This window comes from Rhodococcus sp. SG20037 (genome assembly GCF_031763325.1).
GTDB classification, from domain to species: domain Bacteria; phylum Actinomycetota; class Actinomycetes; order Mycobacteriales; family Mycobacteriaceae; genus Rhodococcus_F; species Rhodococcus_F qingshengii.
Window position 1 is genome coordinate 5737205 of the sequence record NZ_CP134497.1, and the last position, 19353, is coordinate 5756557.

At 61.3% G+C, this 19353-nt stretch carries 20 protein-coding genes; 7 read left to right on the forward strand and 13 right to left on the reverse strand.

Features of this window, described 5'->3' with window-relative positions; genetic code table 11:
* Positions 1 to 17: 17 nt before the first annotated feature.
* From RHP72_RS26515 to RHP72_RS26540, 6 genes are all read right to left on the reverse strand, one after another.
* Entirely contained in the window at positions 18 to 305 is a 288-nt protein-coding gene (locus RHP72_RS26515; protein WP_007730819.1) for a putative quinol monooxygenase, read from the reverse strand.
* A 55-nt stretch (positions 306 to 360) separates the two neighbouring features.
* On the reverse strand, positions 361 to 993 hold the full coding sequence (locus tag RHP72_RS26520; protein WP_007730818.1) for an HAD family phosphatase: 633 nt from the start codon (positions 991 to 993) through the stop codon (positions 361 to 363).
* A 38-nt stretch (positions 994 to 1031) separates the two neighbouring features.
* A complete protein-coding gene (locus RHP72_RS26525) occupies positions 1032 to 1706 on the reverse strand; it encodes a TetR/AcrR family transcriptional regulator (protein WP_007730817.1) in 675 nt (224 codons plus the stop codon).
* Between the two features lie 68 nt (positions 1707 to 1774).
* Positions 1775 to 3166 (reverse strand): MFS transporter, encoded by a 1392-nt coding sequence (locus tag RHP72_RS26530; RefSeq protein WP_030536042.1) that lies wholly within the window; start codon positions 3164 to 3166, stop codon positions 1775 to 1777.
* Between the two features lie 250 nt (positions 3167 to 3416).
* Complete coding sequence (locus RHP72_RS26535) at positions 3417 to 5072, reverse strand: AMP-binding protein (RefSeq protein ID WP_165638396.1); 1656 nt, start codon at positions 5070 to 5072, stop codon at positions 3417 to 3419.
* A 3-nt stretch (positions 5073 to 5075) separates the two neighbouring features.
* On the reverse strand, positions 5076 to 6047 hold the full coding sequence (locus RHP72_RS26540) for a phosphotriesterase (RefSeq protein ID WP_030536044.1): 972 nt from the start codon (positions 6045 to 6047) through the stop codon (positions 5076 to 5078).
* A 157-nt stretch (positions 6048 to 6204) separates the two neighbouring features.
* On the opposite strand from RHP72_RS26540, the gene RHP72_RS26545 reads away from it, so the two are divergent.
* The 3 genes from RHP72_RS26545 to RHP72_RS26555 all read left to right on the forward strand — a co-directional run bounded on the left by RHP72_RS26545 (position 6205) and on the right by RHP72_RS26555 (position 8394).
* Positions 6205 to 6765, forward strand: coding sequence for a QsdR family transcriptional regulator (locus tag RHP72_RS26545; protein ID WP_003943195.1), 561 nt, complete (start codon positions 6205 to 6207; stop codon positions 6763 to 6765).
* Between the two features lie 102 nt (positions 6766 to 6867).
* Entirely contained in the window at positions 6868 to 7572 is a 705-nt protein-coding gene (locus RHP72_RS26550) for a FadR/GntR family transcriptional regulator (RefSeq protein ID WP_064074994.1), read from the forward strand.
* A gap of 15 nt (positions 7573 to 7587) precedes the next feature.
* On the forward strand, positions 7588 to 8394 hold the full coding sequence (locus RHP72_RS26555; RefSeq protein WP_003943111.1) for an ABC transporter ATP-binding protein: 807 nt from the start codon (positions 7588 to 7590) through the stop codon (positions 8392 to 8394).
* A gap of 12 nt (positions 8395 to 8406) precedes the next feature.
* Here RHP72_RS26555 and soxR read toward each other — a convergent pair whose 3' ends face one another.
* A complete protein-coding gene (gene soxR, locus RHP72_RS26560) occupies positions 8407 to 8847 on the reverse strand; it encodes a redox-sensitive transcriptional activator SoxR (protein ID WP_003943238.1) in 441 nt (146 codons plus the stop codon).
* Positions 8848 to 8910: 63 nt separating this feature from the next.
* Here soxR and RHP72_RS26565 point away from each other — a divergent pair, with 63 nt between their 5' ends.
* Positions 8911 to 10341 carry an MFS transporter gene (locus RHP72_RS26565; protein ID WP_047269414.1) on the forward strand — a complete coding sequence of 477 codons (1431 nt, stop codon included), beginning with the start codon at positions 8911 to 8913 and terminating at the stop codon, positions 10339 to 10341.
* A gap of 32 nt (positions 10342 to 10373) precedes the next feature.
* Positions 10374 to 10586, forward strand: a complete 213-nt coding sequence (locus RHP72_RS26570) for a hypothetical protein (protein WP_007730800.1) — start codon at positions 10374 to 10376, stop codon at positions 10584 to 10586.
* 9 nt (positions 10587 to 10595) lie between these two features.
* On the opposite strand, the gene RHP72_RS26575 is transcribed toward RHP72_RS26570, so the two are convergent.
* The 3 genes from RHP72_RS26575 to RHP72_RS26585 all read right to left on the reverse strand — a co-directional run bounded on the left by RHP72_RS26575 (position 10596) and on the right by RHP72_RS26585 (position 13951).
* The gene (locus RHP72_RS26575) at positions 10596 to 11690 is read right to left on the reverse strand and encodes a GGDEF domain-containing protein (protein WP_042446343.1); all 1095 of its coding nucleotides are present in this window, start codon (positions 11688 to 11690) and stop codon (positions 10596 to 10598) included.
* Positions 11691 to 11837: 147 nt separating this feature from the next.
* Positions 11838 to 12977, reverse strand: coding sequence for a serine hydrolase domain-containing protein (locus RHP72_RS26580; RefSeq protein ID WP_311094019.1), 1140 nt, complete (start codon positions 12975 to 12977; stop codon positions 11838 to 11840).
* 104 nt (positions 12978 to 13081) lie between these two features.
* The gene (locus RHP72_RS26585) at positions 13082 to 13951 is read right to left on the reverse strand and encodes an oxygenase MpaB family protein (protein ID WP_311094904.1); all 870 of its coding nucleotides are present in this window, start codon (positions 13949 to 13951) and stop codon (positions 13082 to 13084) included.
* Between the two features lie 116 nt (positions 13952 to 14067).
* On the opposite strand from RHP72_RS26585, the gene RHP72_RS26590 reads away from it, so the two are divergent.
* Entirely contained in the window at positions 14068 to 14688 is a 621-nt protein-coding gene (locus RHP72_RS26590; RefSeq protein ID WP_007730794.1) for a TetR/AcrR family transcriptional regulator, read from the forward strand.
* 9 nt (positions 14689 to 14697) lie between these two features.
* Here RHP72_RS26590 and RHP72_RS26595 read toward each other — a convergent pair whose 3' ends face one another.
* Together RHP72_RS26595 and RHP72_RS26600 are read right to left on the reverse strand one after the other, a co-directional pair.
* Positions 14698 to 15390, reverse strand: a complete 693-nt coding sequence (locus RHP72_RS26595) for a GntR family transcriptional regulator (protein WP_054781111.1) — start codon at positions 15388 to 15390, stop codon at positions 14698 to 14700.
* 9 nt (positions 15391 to 15399) lie between these two features.
* On the reverse strand, positions 15400 to 16542 hold the full coding sequence (locus RHP72_RS26600) for an acyl-CoA dehydrogenase family protein (protein WP_007730792.1): 1143 nt from the start codon (positions 16540 to 16542) through the stop codon (positions 15400 to 15402).
* 127 nt (positions 16543 to 16669) lie between these two features.
* Here RHP72_RS26600 and RHP72_RS26605 point away from each other — a divergent pair, with 127 nt between their 5' ends.
* Entirely contained in the window at positions 16670 to 18196 is a 1527-nt protein-coding gene (locus RHP72_RS26605; RefSeq protein ID WP_065455056.1) for an aldehyde dehydrogenase family protein, read from the forward strand.
* A 12-nt stretch (positions 18197 to 18208) separates the two neighbouring features.
* Here RHP72_RS26605 and sfnG read toward each other — a convergent pair whose 3' ends face one another.
* The gene (sfnG, locus tag RHP72_RS26610; protein ID WP_007730790.1) at positions 18209 to 19333 is read right to left on the reverse strand and encodes a dimethylsulfone monooxygenase SfnG; all 1125 of its coding nucleotides are present in this window, start codon (positions 19331 to 19333) and stop codon (positions 18209 to 18211) included.
* Between the last annotated feature and the right edge of the window lie 20 nt (positions 19334 to 19353).

Below are 19353 nucleotides of genomic sequence, written 5' to 3' on the forward strand. Positions count from 1 at the left end.
GTGCCCTGTCCATGCGCTCAGAGTGCGTCGAAGTACTCGATCTGCGGGGCGCCTGCGAGGAAGGGCGCCATCGCCTTTCCCGCGGCCTGGAAATGCTCGGACGATCCATGGGCCTTGATCGCAGCACTGTCTTGATACAGCTCCATGAACTTGTACGAATTCGTATCCGTCTTCGAGCGGATCAGTTGATACAGAACCGTTCCGGGCTCTTCCGTGCGCACCTTCTCGGCAAGTTCGGCGACTACGGCTTCGAACTGTTCGCCGCTTCCGTCTTTGACGGTGATATCCGCGATGACAGCAATCATTCATTCCTCCAAAAGTGTTCCAGCAGTATTCGAGTGTTACCGAGAACCTACAGTTTCACTGCATGGGCAGTAGTCCGAACGTCGATTCCAACTGACTGCGAGTGCTTTCCGCATCGGTGTGGAGAATGCCGGCGATCCCCAATCGTGCCGCGCCGTCGAGGTTCTGTTGCAGGTCGTCGATCATCACGGCGCCTTCGGGCGCAACACCCAGCCGCTCGCACGCGATGGTGTAGATCTGACGAGAGGGCTTACGAATCCCGACTTCCGAGGAGATCACCACTTCGTCGGCGAGGTCCTCGAGCACAAAACCCGCGTAGCAATCACGCCCGAAAGCATTGGACACGAGCGCAACAGGGTGACCCGCCGCTCGGACGTCCGCAATCAGTCGCACCATCTCTTCGTCTCGGACAAGCCCGGCCTGCATACGGTCGACCAATCCTTCGCTGTCCACGACGGCGCCGTGCGCTCGTAGCCGTTCCCCGAATCCTGCTTCGAAGGCCTCCTGGTCGATCTTTCCGGATTCGTGATCGGAGAGCAGTCGCTTCGAGACGTCGTCGCGGGAGAGCAGGGTCAACGGAAGTCGTGGGTCGCCCCCAAGCGAGGCTCCGAAATCTTCGAAGGCTCGCAGCACACTGGAGGTGAGAACTCCACCGAAATCGACGAGCACTGCCGTACGCGTGGGTGTCATTGCTCCATCAGACACCAAACATGAACCCGGCGTCAACATCAATTTCGGCGTAGCGAGAATTGCAAAGTGTTGATCCACAACCGGTTGACGGTATCGAGCAGACCGTCGAAGGTCACTCCGGCGGCGCCGTCCTCGCCGCCGCGGGATACGAAGTACCCGAACGCAAGTCGACTGATCATCCCGGAGAGTGCCCGAGACGTCAGTAGCGGATCCAGATTCGCGTCCGCCAGTCCGGCCTTCTGCAGCTTCTCGATACTGCGCGCGTTGCGTCGAACAAACGCGTCAGCACGCTCGAGGCGGAGAACCCGGAACTCCGGATCGATGCTTGCTACCTGCTCGAGCAGTCCCATCAGCTTCGCGTTCCGTCGGTACGCCTCGAGGTACGCGCGGTTACTCGCCGCGATGACCTCAGCAGGATCCGCGCCTTTCGGAGTGTGCGGCATACCCGGATGCATCATGTCTTCGCGTGCCAACTCCATCACTGCCGCGAAGATCTCTTCTTTGCTCGCGAAGTAGGTGTAGAAGGTACCGGCCGAGCACTGCGCCTCCACAGTGATGTCGATCAGCCGCGAGTCCAGATAGCCGGACCGTTCGAAAACGGTGCGGGCCGCATCGATCAACGCTCGCCGCGTACGCAAACCACGCTGAGTGGAGGGGAGTTCCCGTGACACTGTCGACGAAGCATCTTCGGAGCCTGTGCGTGCTGCAGCCATGCTCCAGTTATACGTCAGACGCCCGCTACCGGTGACCGATAGCGGGCGTCTGCTCGAAACCGAAAGAGTTACTTGGCGTACAGGTGCGCGCCCGGAATTGCGTTCGGATCGTCCCGAACTTCCTTCGGGTTGGTCTCTTTCAGCACCCAGGCACTGAAGAAGGTCACCAAGCCCATGAGTGCCACGAACACGGCAACCCATGTCGTGGTTCCGGTCTTCGCGATAAGTGCTGTCATGATGAACGGAGTGCCACCGCTGACCGTGATCGCAGCCAACTGGTAGGCCAACGATGCTGCCGAGTAGCGCACGTTGGGTGCGAACAGCTCACCCATGTATGCCGCGATCGGCCCGTAGGTCATCGACTGGAACACGCTGCCAACCGTCACCGCGATGAAGAACAGCGGCAGGGACTTGGTGTTGATCAACCAGAAGTACGGGAATGCCCAGACCACGATCGCCGCGGCGCCGATCAGGATCATCGGACGACGACCGATCTTGTCGGACATCTTCCCGGACCACAGCACCACGCCGACTGTCAGCAACGCGCTCAGGAGCGAGATGATGAGCAGTGAGTTCCGCTTCAACCCCAGTTCGGTTGTGCCGTAGCTGAGCACGCCGGCGATGCTGATGTAGAACAGTGCATTGGTGGCGGCCAGAAGTCCGCAACCGAGCAGAATCTTGCGCCAGTGATCCTTGAGCGCCTGCGCCAGTGGAGCCTGAACGACGACGTCCTTTTGGTTCTTCTTGGCGTCTTCCTGCAACTCGAGGAATTCCGGTGTGTCCTCGACCTTCGTCTGGATGTACAGAACCACAGGGAAGAGCAGCGCGCTGGCGAAGAACGGAACTCGCCAACCCCAGCTCAGGAATGCATCATTGGAAATGGTCGCGGTCGCGACGAGGAAGACCAGGTTGCCCAGCACTACACCGAACGAGACACCCATCTGACCGAAAGTGCCTGAGAATCCGCGCTTCTTGGGACTCGCGGATTCGGTGAGGAGAAGGACGATTCCGCCCCACTGGCCACCGCAGGCGAGACCTTGGATGAATCGCAGTGTCACCAGAAGAATCGGAGCGACGACGCCGATTGCCGAAGCACTCGGGATCGCGCCGATCAGGAACGTCGCGACAGCCATCAGCAACAGGCAGGTGACGACGGCGGGCTTACGCCCATACTTGTCGCCGAAGTGTCCGGCGACCAAACCGCCGATGGGGCGGGCAACGAAGCCGGCCCAGAACGTACTGAACGAGAGCAATGTGCCCATCAGTGCGGATGAATCGGGGAAGAACACATGCGGAAAGACCAGTGCCGCAGCCGTTCCGTACAAGAAGAAGTCGTACCACTCGATGGAACTGCCGAGCAGTCCCGCGCCTAGAAGTTTGCGGTGCGCCTTCTTCTTCTTCCGTTCCTGATCGGACAGGCCCCCTGCCTGCGTGCTCGAATCCACTGCCGATCTCGTCATGGGTTACTCCTCGATGGGTCGGACGCTCGTCGCGCCGGGAGTTGAGAAGCGGAACCGGGCCAGAAGTAGAAACTGACACCAACTTCAACTCTGTGGCGTTGCGATCAGTCTGCGATACAAAAAGAGTGATGTCAATCACTGAAATGCATTGCCGCATAGGGGACTAAATCCCCTACCGATGCTCGTCAGCCACCACGACGAATGGCCGGCTCACCTTGTCGGCGGCCGGCAATTCGTTTGTCAGGCAGATCTAGTTCGGTACCCGCAGTTCACGACGAAGAATCTTGCCGCTCACTGTTTTCGGGAGGTCATTCATGACCTCGACGATGCGTGGATACTTGTATGCTGCAAGCCTTTCCTTGCAGAACTCGACCAGATCCTCGGTGGTCGCCTCGGCACCGTCCTTGAAGGACACGAAGGCCTTCACGGTTTCGCCGCGATACGGATCCATGACACCGACGACAGCAGCCTCTCGTACGGCGGGGTGTTCATAGAGAACATCTTCCACTTCGCGTGGCCACACTTTGAAGCCCGACGCATTTATCTGATCCTTCATCCGGTCGACGATGTAAAACCAACCGTCGCCGTCCATGAATCCGATGTCGCCGGTGTGAAAACGCCCGTCCGGCATGGCATGTGCGGTCTCGTCCGGCTTGTTCCAGTATCCGAGTGCAACCTGGGGACCGGAGACCACGATCTCGCCGTACTCCCCGACCTGTACCGGCTTGTCGTTCTCGTCCACCACCTCGGCGTACGTATTCGATACCGGTACGCCGACAGCAACGGCCCCCGACGCCGGATCTACCGGCGCTTCACGCGAATTCGGCACCACGATTGCCGGGCTGTTCGTCTCGGTCAGCCCGTAGCCGTTGTGAATGTAGTGACCGAACTTCGCCCGGAACGCTTCCAACGCCGCGTGCGGGATCGGCGCGCCACCTGAATACACCGACTCGAGAGAGCTCAAAGATTCCTTCGAGACTGCGGCGCTGTCCGTCCACGCGATGAATACCGTGATCGCTCCGATGATCGCGGTAGCCCGATGCTCCGAAATTGACTCCGCTGCAACGATGGGATGGAATCGGCAGGTCAGAATCGTGGGCGCGCCGGCTAGGAGTGGAGCCGCGACGTGCCCGATCAACCCGGTGATATGGAACAGTGGCGCCACCGCGAACATCGCGCCGCCGGTTCGCAACCCCAGCCAGTCCCGATAGATCTGCGCTGCGAACACGACATTTGAGTGCGTGTTCATCGACCCCTTCGGCGGGCCGGTTGTCCCTGACGTATAGGGAAGGTAGGCAAGGTCTTCCGGGGACAGATCGACCTTCTCGGGCTTCTGCCCTCGATGAGCCTCGATCAATTCCAGTAGATCCGGAAATCCATCGTGCCGAATCCTGGACGCCGAACCGAAGATCCGTTCATCGTCGCGCGACTGAAAATCCAGTTCCGACGTGGTTATCACCCGTCGCACTGCGGTGCCCTCGGACGCAGTCGCCACGGTCTCGGCCGAGGACTCGAGACAGATGACTGCCGCCGCTCCGCTGTCGGCCAGTACGGTGGACAGCTCACGGTCGCGGTACATCGGATTGACCGGAACGACGACGGCACCGAGCTTCCAGACCGCGACTGTCGCGATCACGAACTGCGGAACATTCTGCAGGACAAAGGAAACTCTGTCTGCGAACCCGATTCCATCCTTGGCGAGGGCTACGGCAAGCGCATCCGACATCTCGTCGAGCTCGGCAAAGCTGACGGTCCTGTCGAAGTACCTGATGATCGGGGCAGTGCGATCGCGCTCCAGCGAAGCACGGAACATCGCGAGGGCGTCGACGTGCTCGATGTCTACGTTCGGCGGAGTGTCGGCGTCGTAATTGGCGAGCCAGGGCTTGCTCTCGTACACGTTGGTCATATCTCAGCTCTCGAAGTACCGACGTGGGTTGTCCACCAGCATCGCCTTGACCTGGTCTTCGGTGACACCACGTTCGAGCAGCGCCGGAATGACATCATCGCTGATGTGGGTGTAGTTCCAGTTCGGAAGTGCCGCTTCTCTTGCAGCACTGGGGAAGTAGTCGATGAAACACGACGCGTCATGCGCCAGAACCATCTTCTCCGCGTAACCGCGACGGGCCATCTCCACCACGGTGTTGACACGATCCTCGAACGACAGGAACGGTTCGAGACCGAAACGGTCCATCCCCAGTAGCGAACCGGCATCGGCCAGCGCACACAAGTAGTCGAGATCGGTGGTGTCGCCGGAGTGACCGATGACCACCTTGGTCAGATCCGCACCCTCTTCGGCCAGAACCTTCTGCGCGACCAGCCCGGATTCAGTGTGCGGATTGGTGTGCACGGTGATCGGCACTCCCGTTTCCACCTGCGACTGTCCGACCGCGCGCATGACCCGCTCGACGCCGGGGGTAAGGCCCGGCTCCTCGATGGCGCACTTCAGGAAGGAGGCTCGGACACCGGTTCCGGCGATTCCTTCCCTGATGTCCTTGACGAACAGTTCGACCATCGGCTCGGGGCCGTCGAACAGCAATCCCGGTCCGGTGTAATGGAATTGGAAGGGAATGTCGTTGTAGGTGTAAATGCCGGTAGCAACGATGATGTTGAGATCGACCTGCTCGTTGATCCGGACGATGCGCGGAATGTACCGGCCGAGGCCGATCACCGTGGGATCGACGATCGTGCTGATTCCGCGGGACTTCACCTCGGTCAGCTTTGCCACCGCGTCCGCTACCCGTACTTCCTCGTCCCAGGGTTCGGGGTAGTCGGGGTAGTTCTGGCGCAACTCCTCACCCAGAACGAAGACATGCTCGTGCATCAACACCTTTCCCAGATCGGCTGTATCCACCGGCCCACGAACGGTTTGTACTGAACTCATCGATCGAACCCCTGACTGTGATCGCCATCACTAACATGAGACAATGAGCTAGTGTGTCTCACGTGGCCAGGTTCGTCAATAGGCTCGATCCCCCGAGGCTCACCATTTTTCAACGGCCGAAATTGTGCAGTACCGGACAACCGGAGAGAATGTCCCGATGCCTACCGACCTCGAACGCCGACGCGCGATCGACACCGCCGCGAGCATGTACCTCGCGGAGGAACCACTCGACATGTCACTGCTCGCCGAACGTCTCGGCGTAGGCCGCGCGACGCTGTACCGCTGGGTCGGCAACCGCGACGAACTGCTCGGAACAGTGCTGGCCGAGGCCACCGAACGGACATACCGAAAGGCGATGTCACAGGCGTCGGGGCAAGGTCCGGAGTACATTCTCGACGTCTTCGGCCGCGTTATGCGATCGGTGGAATCGTCGACAGAACTGCGCGCGCTGACCAAACGCGAACCGATGGTGTTCATCAAACTCGCGATGATGCCCGGCTCCATCGAATCGATCTCCGCCTCCATCACCGCCGAAATCTTGCAGTCCCAGGTCGACGCCGGCCAACTGACGATCACGCTCTCGCCGCAAGTGCTGGGCGAAGCCCTCGTTCGCATCTGCGACGTACACCTCTACGCCCCCCTGCTCGGCCGAGAAAAGGCCGAGATCGAGACGGCCCTCGACCTGATCGCACTGCTCCTCGGCGTCACCCGCAACTGACACGCTTCGACCGCGTGAACACTACGGCGACACACCGGCCACCCGAGTCCTCAGACGTCTGATGAGTTGTTACTCTTTCGGTACCCACCCGAGAGGCGAGCCGTGTCCGACGACCACACAGGATTCACACTTCGCAGTGGTCCGCTGGTACCGCAACTCGAACAGTTGCTGCGCGGGCGAATCATGCATGGAACGTGGGCGCCGTCCGAGCGCATACCGAGCGAGGCGGCCCTCGCCGTCGAACTCGGCGTCGGGCGTTCCTCGATTCGCGAGGCAATCCGCCTCCTCGCTCGCGACGGACTACTCGAAGTCCGACACGGCGTCGGAACCTTCGTGGCTGCCGCGTCCGAACTCGAACACGTCGACGAATTCACCAAACTTCTTCGACGCTCGAGGATCCTCGAGGTCTTCGAAGTCCGTCGCGCACTCGAGATCGAGGCCGCCAGACTGGCCGCGGAGCGGGTACAACCCGAGGACCTCGACGGCCTGCTGCGTCGACTGACCATGCGACACAGTCATTTCGAGGGTGATGTCGAGAAGTTCGTCGACGTCGACCTCGACTTCCACACCGAAGTCGTTCGACTGTCAGGAAACGCAGTTCTGCTCTCGCTTTTCACGTCGGTGCGTCCACTCCTTCGTGAATCCCTCGTCGAGATGATGGCCCACGAGGCCGGCGTCCCCGACACCTCACATGCCCATGATCAGTTGGTCGAGGCCCTTCAAGACGCCGACCCAGAAGCCGCGGTAGCGGCAACTCGAGCAAACATCGACACCGTCCTACGACGACTGCGTGTGCTCGACGCCTAAGAGAGGTTAGTTCTCGTGCAACACCCCACCGGCACAGTTCTGTCGACCGAACACGTGGATCTCGTCCGCGACGGCCGATACTTGTTGAAAGACATCAACATTTCGATCGAACCCGGACAACACTGGGTCCTCCTCGGCGCGAACGGCGCGGGCAAGAGCACGCTTCTGAGCCTGCTCGGAGCAACCGCCCACCCGACTCGCGGTTCCGTTTACGTCCTCGGCCACAAGTTGGGCCGCGTCGACATGAGGGAACTGCGGATGGACATCGGGCACGTGAACCCTCGTCACACGATCGGAATTCCGATCACCGTCCGCAACGTCGTGATCACCGGCCTCACCAACACCACCGAGGTGATGCCGCGCTGGTCACCGACGCCGGAGCAAGAGGCTCACGCCGACGCACTGATCGATCTACTCGGAATGAGTCCGCGTTCAGACGCGCTGTGGCCCAACTTGTCCCAAGGCGAACGGGGACGAGCCCTGATCGCCCGCGCACTCATGGTCGAACCGCGCCTGCTTCTGCTCGACGAACCGGCGACCGGGCTCGATCTTGCTGCACGCGAACAACTCTTGACGGCACTGGACGACCTCCGCAATCAGAACCCGTCACTTGCCAGCATCCTCGTGACGCACCACATCGAGGAGATCCCCAGCACCACCACACATGCTCTTCTGATCAAGGACGGCGTCGTGACCGCCAGCGGCCTCGCCGAGGATGTGATCACCACCCAGAACATCAGCGAGTGCTTCTCGCATCCCATCGAGATCGAGCGTCGTGGTGGTCGGTGGAATGCTCAGTCGCGGCCACGCGAAAGAGTGTGACCGACAGTAGTTTCAGAGACGTCTGGCGCCGGGTCCCTCCCGGCCCAGTTCGTCTCCAGGGTTGAGCAGGTTGCATGTTTTCAGTGACAGACACCCGCAGCCGATACAGCCCGTCAGTTCGTCCTGCATCCGGTTGATGGCCTGCTTGCGATCCTCGAGGCGTTGATTCCACTCCGTGGAAATCTTGCGCCAGTCCTTCTTCGTCGGAGTTCGCCCCTGCGGCAACGATCCGAATACTTCGGCAACTTCGGCCAGGGGTATCCCGAATCTGACTGCCAACTGGATCAGCGACACCCGCCGGATCGAATGCCGCGGGAACTTCCTCATATTTCCTGCCGTCCGCTCCGCAGGAACCAGACCGAGTGTTTCGTAGTAGCGCACAGCCGACACGGCGACGCCAGTGCGCTCCGATACCTCGCCGATCGAGAGAAGTTCGTCACTCTTACGGATCATTCTGCCTCCCAATGGCTGCGCGACATTGACCTGAAGCGCACTCGAGATTCTACCTTCGACAACATGCACTCCCCCACCGATGCTCCCACCGGAACCTGGCGGCAGCTCCTGAGCGGTCGATACCTCGGCACCGCTACCGTCCTCGCAGGCGGCGTTGCGCTGTACGCGACCAACGTCTACCTGACGACCAGCCTGCTTCCGACTGCCATCGACGACATCGGCGGTCAGCAGTACTACGCCTGGACCGCGACGGTCTTCCTCATTGCTTCCGTCATCTCTTCGATGTTGGTCACCAACGTCCTCGCTGCCAGGGGACCGCGCGGGGCCTACCTGATCGGCCTCGCGATCTTCGCGCTCGGCACCGTTGTCTGTGCGGTCAGCCCGACGATGGAATTGCTGTTGGTCGGCCGCACGATCCAGGGTTCGGGCGGTGGCCTGCTGGCCGGTCTCGGTTACGCCGTCATCAATGCCGCGCTCCCCAGACATCTGTGGACTCGCGGGGCCGCGCTGGTTTCGGCGATGTGGGGAGTCGGCACCTTCGCCGGCCCTGCAATCGGCGGTGTCTTTGCTCAGTTCGGAGCCTGGCGATGGGCTTTCGGCGTCCTGGTCATCGCGACGATCGCAGTCGCCGCTCTCGTCCCCAGCGCGCTACCGGCACATGAACCGGGCAGCACCACCAGTAGCCCGGTGCCGGTCCTCTCGCTGGCATTGCTGACTGCGGCAGCTTTGCTGGTCAGCGTTGCCGGAATTCTGTCCAACCTCGCCGTGACCGCCGCAATGGTTCTCGCCGCTGTGCTGCTACTGATCGCCTTTGTCGCCGCTGACCGTCGCTCGCGCCACGGCGTACTACCGCCGTCGACGTTCAACGCGTCGTCCCTCAAATGGGTGTACCTGACCATCGTCGTCCTCGCTGTCGCGTCGACCGTCGAGACGTTCATTCCACTCTTCGGGCAACGACTTGCCGGCCTGGCGCCTCTCGCGGCCGGATTCCTCGGGGCCGCACTCGCTCTCGGCTGGACTCTCGGCGAAATCCCGAGCGCCTCGGCCACGACCCCTCGTATCGTGCGACGAATCGTTGTCAGCGGTCCGATCCTCGTCGCGATCGGGTTGGGCATCATGGCAGCATTTCTCACCGAACACGCCGGCGCCGGTGCGATGGTCGCGTGGGTGATCGGACTGCTGTTCGCCGGCGTCGGAATCGGCATCGCCTGGCCTCATCTTGCAGTCGGGGCGATGACCTCGGTCACCGATCCCGGAGAAGGTGCGCGTGCCTCGGCTGCCATCAACACCGTTCAGCTGATCGCCAATGCCTTCGGTGCAGCCCTGGCCGGAGTGCTGGTCAACATCGGCGAACCGTCGACGCTTCGTTCTGCGCAATTGCTTCTCTTCACCTTCGCCGCTGTCTCGATCATCGGCATTGCCGTGGCAGCTCGCGCACTTCCGCGAACGCCCGACAAAATCGGCAGCCCCGAAATCGTTCACGACGCTCGCTAAACTGTGAGAAACCCACACGGAGGAGTTGGCCAGTGACAGAACCGGATCCGGGCACAGTGGAAACCGACTTCCCGAAGACGGGAGCTCCCGCACAGCGCGCGCTGATCGCAGCGGGTTACACCCATCTCGCGCAGCTGACGTCCGTGTCCGAGAAGGAACTCGGCGCTTTGCACGGGATGGGACCGAAGGCCTTGAGGATTCTGCGCGAAGCACTCGCCGAACGTGGTCTGAGCTTCGCCGACTGAGCTCTCACATCAGACCAAGCTCGCCCGCACCTGGTTGCCACCTTCGCGCTTCGCTTCGTACATCACCGAGTCCGCGACGCGGAAGAGTTCGGCAAAAGCAGCGTCGACGGACTCACCCGGATTCCGGGGCGCGGTGCGGACCGCCATTCCGATGCTCGCGCTCGTCGGAGGGTCATCGTTCGCTCCGTCCATCGCGGAGCGGATCTGTCCTTCCAGCCTGGAGATCACGCTGACCGGTACCCGTTCGACCACGACGAACTCGTCACCGCCCATACGAGCAGTCAAGGCGGACTGGGTTGTCCACAAACGGATGCGCAGTGCAGTTCGCATGATCGTGCTGTCTCCTACGTCATGGCCGTGAACGTCGTTGATCGTCTTGAAGCGATCGAGGTCGATCACCACTACGAGCAGTGCATCCGCTTCGGTGACCGGAGCGCCCATCAAGTCGTTCACCCGACGCGCCAATCCGCGACGGTTGAGCAGTCCGGTCAACGGGTCGATGTCGGAGGTAGTGGCATCCGAACCCAGGACCGCCAGAACAATCTGTGACACAACAGGAATCACGATGATCGTAGCCAGCACAACCGAGATCTTCGCCAGTCCCAAGCCGACGTCCGCTGCTGGCCCGAACAACAAAGTCCACCCCGAAAGCACCGTGACGGTCGAGGCGAAGACCAAGTGACCGACTTGGAGTTTCGGATTGTGGAAGAACGCGATGTAGCCGCCGATCGACGCGAAAACGACGCACGCGATGAGTCGTCCCAGCGGTTCCGAGTCGGTTGCGGCCGCCGCCGCAATCGCGACGTCGGAACCCACGACAAAGGTGTACGACCACAGCGGCGTAGGCGGAAACAGCCACCAGATCAGGGCCGCGCCGAGGCACAGCGCGATGACCGCCAGATTGACCGCTCGCCAGAACGTACCTTGCGGACCGACGTCACTGAATCGCGCCGACAGCAACACCAGCCCCATCCAGAATGCTGTTCCGCCGACCAGCGCCCGGCAGGAAGTCAAGAACCCGCGGTCCTGGAGGTACCTGCTGAAACTGTGGAACTGGTCCGGCAACTGCCACCAGCGCATGACGACGTCGACCAAACCGTTCATCGCCGATCAGCCGATGCAGCTCCGCAACTTTTGGGCGTACTTCGACGAAACGGACTCGCTGATTTCCCCCCGGAACACACTGGCATATCCGGCAGCATAGTCAGCGGCGACAGACAAAAACCGTTCTGCCGGATTTGAATCGGTCGATCAACTCAAAGCGTCGTAGGCCGCCGATACGTACTGCGCCGATCTCTCGGAACCGAGCAGACCCGGCCCCATCTTGTTCATCACGTACGAGAACGTCATGCGCTTCTCGGTGTCGATGATGATCTGCGAGCCACCCCAACCTCCCCAGAAGCAGATTCGCCCCTCCGGAATGAACGGGACGGACTCGGGCGTCGGCAATCCGAATCCGACGCCGAAGCGGACCGGCACGCCGAGGACGAGGTCGACCCCGTACGACTGCTCCTCGAAGATCTTGTCGATCGTTTCCTCCGACAGCAAGCGAACGTCACCGACCTTGCCACCGCACGCGATCACCGATTGGATCCTTGCGAGTGCCCTCGCATTCGAATGACCGTTGGCCGCACCGATCTCGGCGGCGCGCCACCCGTCGGTCCACGAACCCGTAGCGTCAGCCGGCGGCGCGGTGAATGTCTTCACCATGATGTTGTCCATCCCGAGTGCCGCGATGTCGATCGGCAACGGCGGTGGCGCAATCACATTCGAGACTCGCCCGTATTCCGACTTCGGCAAGCCCAGGCGGAAATCAGCATCGAGTGGGCCGGCGATTTCCTCGTCGATGAAGCGGCCGAGGGTTCGTCCGTCGATGCGCCTGACGACCTCGCCGATCAGGTGGCCGTAGTTGAGGGCGTGGTATCCGGATGCCGTACCCGGTTCCCACCACGGAGCCTGCGTCGCCAACCGGGCGGTGGCATATTCGTCGTCGCAAATGTTCTCGAGGGTGAACGGTTGATCCCACCCCGACACACCCGAGGTGTGCGACAACAGTTGCCGGACCTGAATTCGGTCCTTGCCCGCTGCTGCGAATTCCGGCCAGTACTGCGCGACCGGGGCGTCGAGATCAAGCAACCCGCGGTCGACGAGCATGAGCGCGGCCAGTGCGGTCACGGTCTTGCTGCAGGACCAGACATTGGTAACGGTGTCGCGAGACCAAGGAGCAGTGTGCTCGAAGTCGACCCAACCGCCCCACATGTCGACGACGGATTCGCCGTCGATCGTCAGTGCGATCGCTGCCCCGACGTCCTCGCCGGAATCGAGATTGCGTGCCAGCGCCTCCTTCAAGCCAGAGAATCGCTGGTCACATACGCCTTCGATGTTCGCCACTGACAGCCTCCACAGGAATGATGAAACTTGACGTCAACTTCAACTATGTCGAGTATGTGTCCGATTCACCTGTGGTGTCAATCACTTCAAGTGCCAGAGTCGGCTCAGACCAACGGGATACCCTTGGCGATGCGCCGACGCAGATCCCAGAGATAGAAGTTGTAGGGAAACATCCGCAGAATCTTCGGACTGAACCGATTGACCAGCGCGGCGACGCGCATGGATCGATCGAAGTTACGCTGCTGACGCACTGACCACGGGAGCCGCATTTCGTCACGAAAGGCTTGGGGCAGGAACCCGGTGGTGACAAATCGGTTGAGCGGACCGACCACGGGATGCAACAACTTCGGAGTGAAGGTCGCCGACGCGATCCCGTAGAGATGCTCACGAATCGTCTCGTCGATCGCCACCTTGTCTAGGTTCTCGTTCCAGTAGACCTCGAACGCATCCCGGTCCGCCGGCCACATGTCGCGTCGCATCTGAAGGGTTGTACCGAACGTGGCGCTGCGCTGATAGAACGCATCCCGGGTGACCGGATCGAGATCCCCGTACAAGATTTTGTAGACGTCCTCGAAGCCTCGGTACAGGCAGGCGGCTACCCACAACTGCAGTTCGGGATCGAACGCGTTGTACCCGACCGCACTGTTCTCATCGGAGCGAACATGCTTGTGCGAGCCATTGACTGCGCGCCGGTACAGCTTCTTTTCTTCGTCCGTCGCCAGGCTCGCCACCGCGAGATACGTCAGCGTCGTCCGGGTTCGCTTCACCGGATGCCGATCCAACCGACCCGTCTCGACCTTGCTCTCGTACACGCCGTACCCCACCGCCGGGCGCGCCAACTGCATGATGACGTTGGCGCCGGCTGCCAACAGTCCGAGTCCGGACATCGCCTTTTCGACTTCCGCGTCGATGTCGATCGCCCGGACGCCGACCGCTCCGATGCCGCCTGCCACCGCTTCCTCGCGCCCGTCCATCGAATCCCTACTCACCGTCATGGCAGAACCCCTTCGAGTCGATATCTGCGAACGCATGTTCTCAGATGAGTGAAACGCCGAAATGCCGAGATGTCAAGCAATCTCGGGATGCAAAGATGGTCTTCATGAATGACCAACCGCGTTCGTACGGTGGCGTCGACGGCGCGCTCCGCGTAGCCCAACGACGGGAGGCGCTGATCGAGGCCGGTCTGGAACTCATGGGCTCCGCCGAGCCCGAACTGACGGTCCGCGGAGTGTGCAAGAAGGCCGGTGTCGCGGCGCGGTACTTCTACGAGAGCTTCACCGATCGTGATGCTCTGATGTCGGCCGTCTACGACACCGTCATCACGGACATCGCCGTTTCAACCCAGGCTGCAGTGGACGCCGCCGAGACCGAACGCGGCAAGGCGCTCGCTGGAATCGCGAACATCGTCCGCACTATCGCGAACGATCCCCGTCGCGGACGTCTACTGTTCTCCAGCGCCCTGACGAGCCCTGTCCTGGCCGAGAAACGCCAAGCGTCGACGACGATATTCATCGGTCTCCTGGCCGCCAACGCGAAGACCTTCTACCGATTGAACGACAGCGGTCATCTGACCCTGACCGCCACGTTCCTGGTCGGCGGCCTGGCGCAGACCCTCAGTGCATGGCTCGACGGGTACATCGACGTGACGGAAGAAGAACTGGTCGCCGAATGTGCGGCGATCCTGCTCGCACCCGCCCTGCCGCCGTCTTGAGCTCCTGATTCAGTCCCAGATCCCGATGTTGTCGAGGTGAGCGAGAAGTCGAGCAGCGCCGTCGGAGAACTGCAGACTCATCTGCGCGTCCACCTGTTCTCGATCGTGCTTCTCGAACGCCGCGATCAAAGCATCGTGGCTCGATACCGCAAGCTCACCCCAGCCTGGATCCGTCGCGTAGAGACGAGCAGGGGTGTACCGAATCGCGCCGAACAGGAACCATGCCAACTTCGCACCACCCGCAGCGCGATTGATCAGGCGATGGAACTCGAATTCGCACTGCTCGATCGCAGCTGCATCCGAAGCGTCGACCGCCGCTCGCAAATCGGCATTGAGTTCCGCGAGTTCCGCGAGTTGATCAGCGGTGATGCTGTCCATCGCCCGCAACGCCAGCTTGACCGCGATCTGCCCCTGCAACCAGAAGATGTCTTCGATGTCCTGGCGACTGAGGGGCGAGACGAGATAGCCGCGATGCGGAACCAACTCGACCATCCCCTCGCCGCGTAATGCGACGAGGGCTTCTCGCACCGGCGTGACGCTGACCCCGAGGTCGGCCGCCGTTTCGTCCAGCCTGACGAACTCGCCCGGACGGACCGAGCCGGACATGATCAGGTTGCGAACGTGGTTGGCCACGTCCTCCGACAACTGTGGCCGTCTCCTCAGCTCAGATGTCGCTCTCCGAGTGCGTGCAGACGTTGCCACAACCGATCCTCACAGTCCGTACGTTTTGCCGATGATGTCTCGCTGAATCTCGTTGGTACCACCATAAATGGAGGACACAAGAGTCTTTCGCACATGGTGCTCCATGTCGAACTCAGTCGCGTAACCGTACCCACCCATCATCTGCATCCCCTCGAGCGCGACCTTCTTGGCGGTCTCGGTCAGCTTGAGCTTGGCCATCGACGCTTCCCGCGGGAACATCTTGGTCGGGTTGGCGTCGACCATTCGGGCCACGCTGTAGACCAGCAGACGGCCGCATTCGATCTCCGTGGCGAGATCCGCGATCCGGTGGCGAAGCGCCTGAAACGATCCGACCGGACGGCCGAACTGCTTACGCGTGGTGACGAATTCGAGGGTGTCGTCGAAAGCGCGCTGCGCGGTCCCGAGCATCATCGCCGCGAGGATGAGGCGTTCGATGTTGAGTCCGGCCATGAGTTGACGCCAGCCGTTGCCGACTTCGCCAACCACCGCGTCCTCGGGCAGGAATGTGTCGGTGAAGTAGAGATCGTTGACCTCCTTGCCGCCCATGGTGTCGATTCCACTGATCTTCAATCCGGAGATGTCGGCCGGGACATGGAACATCGTCAGGCCCTCATGCTTGCCTTCACCTCGGGATGTGCGAGCCACCAGAAGGATGTTCTCGGCGAAGTGCGCGTTGGAACACCACGTCTTCTGGCCGTTGATCAGCCACCCACCGTCGACCTTCTCGGCGCGGCAACTCAGATTTCCCACGTCGGAGCCCGCTTCGGGTTCGGACATCGAGATCGACTGAGACGCGCCACGGACGATCCCGCCGAGCACTGCCTCCTTCTGGGCCGGACTGCCGAACTTCTCGTATGCAGCCCCGGTGATGACGGTCGGGCCGAGTCCACCGATCGGCGCCATGCCCTTGGCGGCTTCCTCCAGAAAGATGCACAGGTCGACCGTGCTTCCGGCGGATCCGCCGTATTCCTCCGGGACAGTCAGCCCGAGCCATCCCAATTCCGCCATCTTCTCGTAGAACGCCTGGTTGTGGTTATGGGCGCCATGATCGGTCAGCAGGTCTCGCTGCTCACGGGTACCACTTTCCTTCTTGCAGAACGACGCTACCGACTTGGCGAAATCAGACTGCTCCTGCGTGAAATCCATGTACATCGAAAACTCCCGAGTGAGATGAGGCTGGAGGCTTGTCGGAGCTCGGTCCGACGCATACTGTGACTACCAGCACAGTAAATCACATCACATATATGTGATGCACCGACATGTGGAGGATCTGAAGAACATGACAGAACAGCTCGGCCGCCAGAGCACGTCCACGTCGACAGATCCGAGATCGGACGATCACACTTTCGCGAGCCTCGACCCTCGCAATGATTCCGTGGTCGCGCAGCACCCCATTGCAGACCAGCAGGAGATCGAGAAAGCGGTCGCCGCAGCACGCACGGCGTCGAAGTGGTGGGATCAACTCGGATTCCAAGGCCGCCGGAAGGTGCTCGGCAATTTCCGCGCCGCGATCGCCACTCACGCCGAATCGATGGCGGCGATCATTTCCGCCGAGACCGGAAAACCCAGCGACGACGCACTACTCGAAGTCATGCTGGCCGTCGAACATCTCGACTGGGCGGCACGCAACGCACAGAAAGTGTTGCGCCGCAGACGTGTCGGTGCAGGACTGATCAGCGCCAACCAGTCTGCATCCGTTGGCTACCGGCCGATGGGCGTCGTCGGCGTGATCGGCCCCTGGAACTATCCGCTGTACACACCGATGGGGTCGATCGGCTACGCACTGGCCGCCGGCAACGCCGTAGTCTTCAAACCGAGCGAACTCTCACCAGGCGTCGGCGTCGAATTGGCCCGGCTGTGGAACATCGCCGCACCCGGACACCCTGTCCTGCAGACCATTACCGGTGACGGAAAAACCGGTGCACTTCTGTGTTCGTCCGGTGTCGACAAGATCGCATTCACCGGTTCGACCGCTACCGCAAAGCGCGTAATGGCCGCCTGCGCGGACACCCTCACCCCCCTGGTCGCCGAATGCGGCGGCAAGGACGCCATGCTGGTGGACTCCGACGCCAACCTCGATGCGGCCGTGAGCTTCGCGGCATTCGGGGCAGTGGGCAACGGCGGACAAACCTGTGCCGGCGTCGAACGAATCTACGTCGCAGCGCCCGTGTACGACGCCTTCCTGTCCAAGCTCACCGCCGCGCTACGAGACGCCCACGCCGGCGCCACCGACAGCTCGACCTACGGGCCGATGACGCTGGGAAAGCAGACTGGGATAGTCCGGGGCCAGATCGAAGACGCTCTCAGTCGCGGCGCGAAAGCTGTACTCGGCGGACTTGATTCGTTCAACGGTCCGTTCATCGATCCGATCATCCTGACGGATGTTCCGGAGGATTCCACGGCGATCACCGAGGAGACGTTCGGCCCGAGCGTCGTGGTGAACAAGGTCGCCGACATGAACGAGGGGATCGAGCGCGCCAATGCGTCGAAGTACGGCTTGGGCGCCTCGGTGTTCACCAAGAGTTCGTCGAAGGGCCGAGCAATTGCCGAGAAGCTCGAATGCGGTGTCGTCACGGTCAATTCGGTTCTCGGTTTCGCCGGAATCGCCGCCCTGCCGTTCGGCGGGGTCGGCGATTCCGGATTCGGCCGTATCCACGGAGCCGATGGGCTGCGTGAGTTCAGCAGTGTGAAATCACTGGCCGTTCAGAAGTTCAGCGCTCCACTGGACCTGCTGACCATCGAGCGAAAAGCCAGGGACATGAAGATCTCACGTTGGATGCTGGCGAAACGCCACGCGAAGTCCTGAGAGATCAGGCGATCAGCCGGCGGTGACGAGCACCTGCTCGTCGCTGTCGGCTGCTTCGAGTTCACGAACCAGCGGAAGCACCTTGGCCCCGAAGTATTCGATCTCCTCCTGGAAATGCAGGAATCCGCCGAGAATCAGATCGACACCGCGACGGCGATATTCGACGATCCGATGCGCGATTTGTTCCGGCGTGCCGATCAGTTGTGAGCGGAAACCGTCGTTGTACTGAACCAAGTCCTCGAACGTCGAATCCGCCCACATCCCGTCCTTGGACGCGGTCGATGCGCCGGCCTGTTGGACTGCATTCTTGAATCCCTCGACCGCAGGGCGGTTGGCCTTGGCGATGATCTCGCGCAGTGTGTCCTTTGCTTCCGCCTCGGTGTCGCGGGCGATGATGAATCCGTTGAGCCCGAACTTGACCTCCCGATCGTTCTCACGAGCAACACGGCGAACGTCGACCAACTGTTCGGTGACGCCGTCGTAGTCCTTGCCGTTACTGAAGTACCAATCCGAATACCGGCCCGCGTTCTCACGGGCTGCCGCCGAGTTACCACCTTGGAACAGTTCGGGATTGGGGCGCTCCGGAGTGTTGAGAGGCTTCGGCTTCAACGTGAAGTCGTGGATGCGGTAGAAGTCGCCGCGGAAATCGACGTCGTCCTCCGTCCAGATCTTCCGAAGAACCTGAAGGAACTCGGCGCTACGCCGATAACGCTCGTCGTGCTCGAGCCACGGCTCGCCTAGATGTGTGAACTCGTCCTTGAACCAACCACTGACGACGTTGACGGCAAAACGACCGTTCGACAAGTGATCGGCGGTAGCGCCCAGTTTCGCCAACACGGCCGGCTGCCAGAGTCCCGGATGCACCGCGGCGATCACCTTGAGCTTCTCAGTGGCCAGAAGAAGCGCAAGGCTGAAGCTCGTGGATTCGTGCTGGAATTCGGCCCCATAGCTCGCCTCGTAACGTACCTGGCTCAGGGCGTACTCGAAGCCGTTGTTCTCGGCGGTCTGTGCCAGCTTCTTGTTGTACTCGTAGTCCCAGCTGGTCCGCTGCTCGATGTCGGAGGTGACCAGACCACCACTGACATTGGGCACCCAGTAGGCGAACTTGATCTCGTCGGCGATACGTTCAGTAGACATGAAACCCAGCAAACATGCAG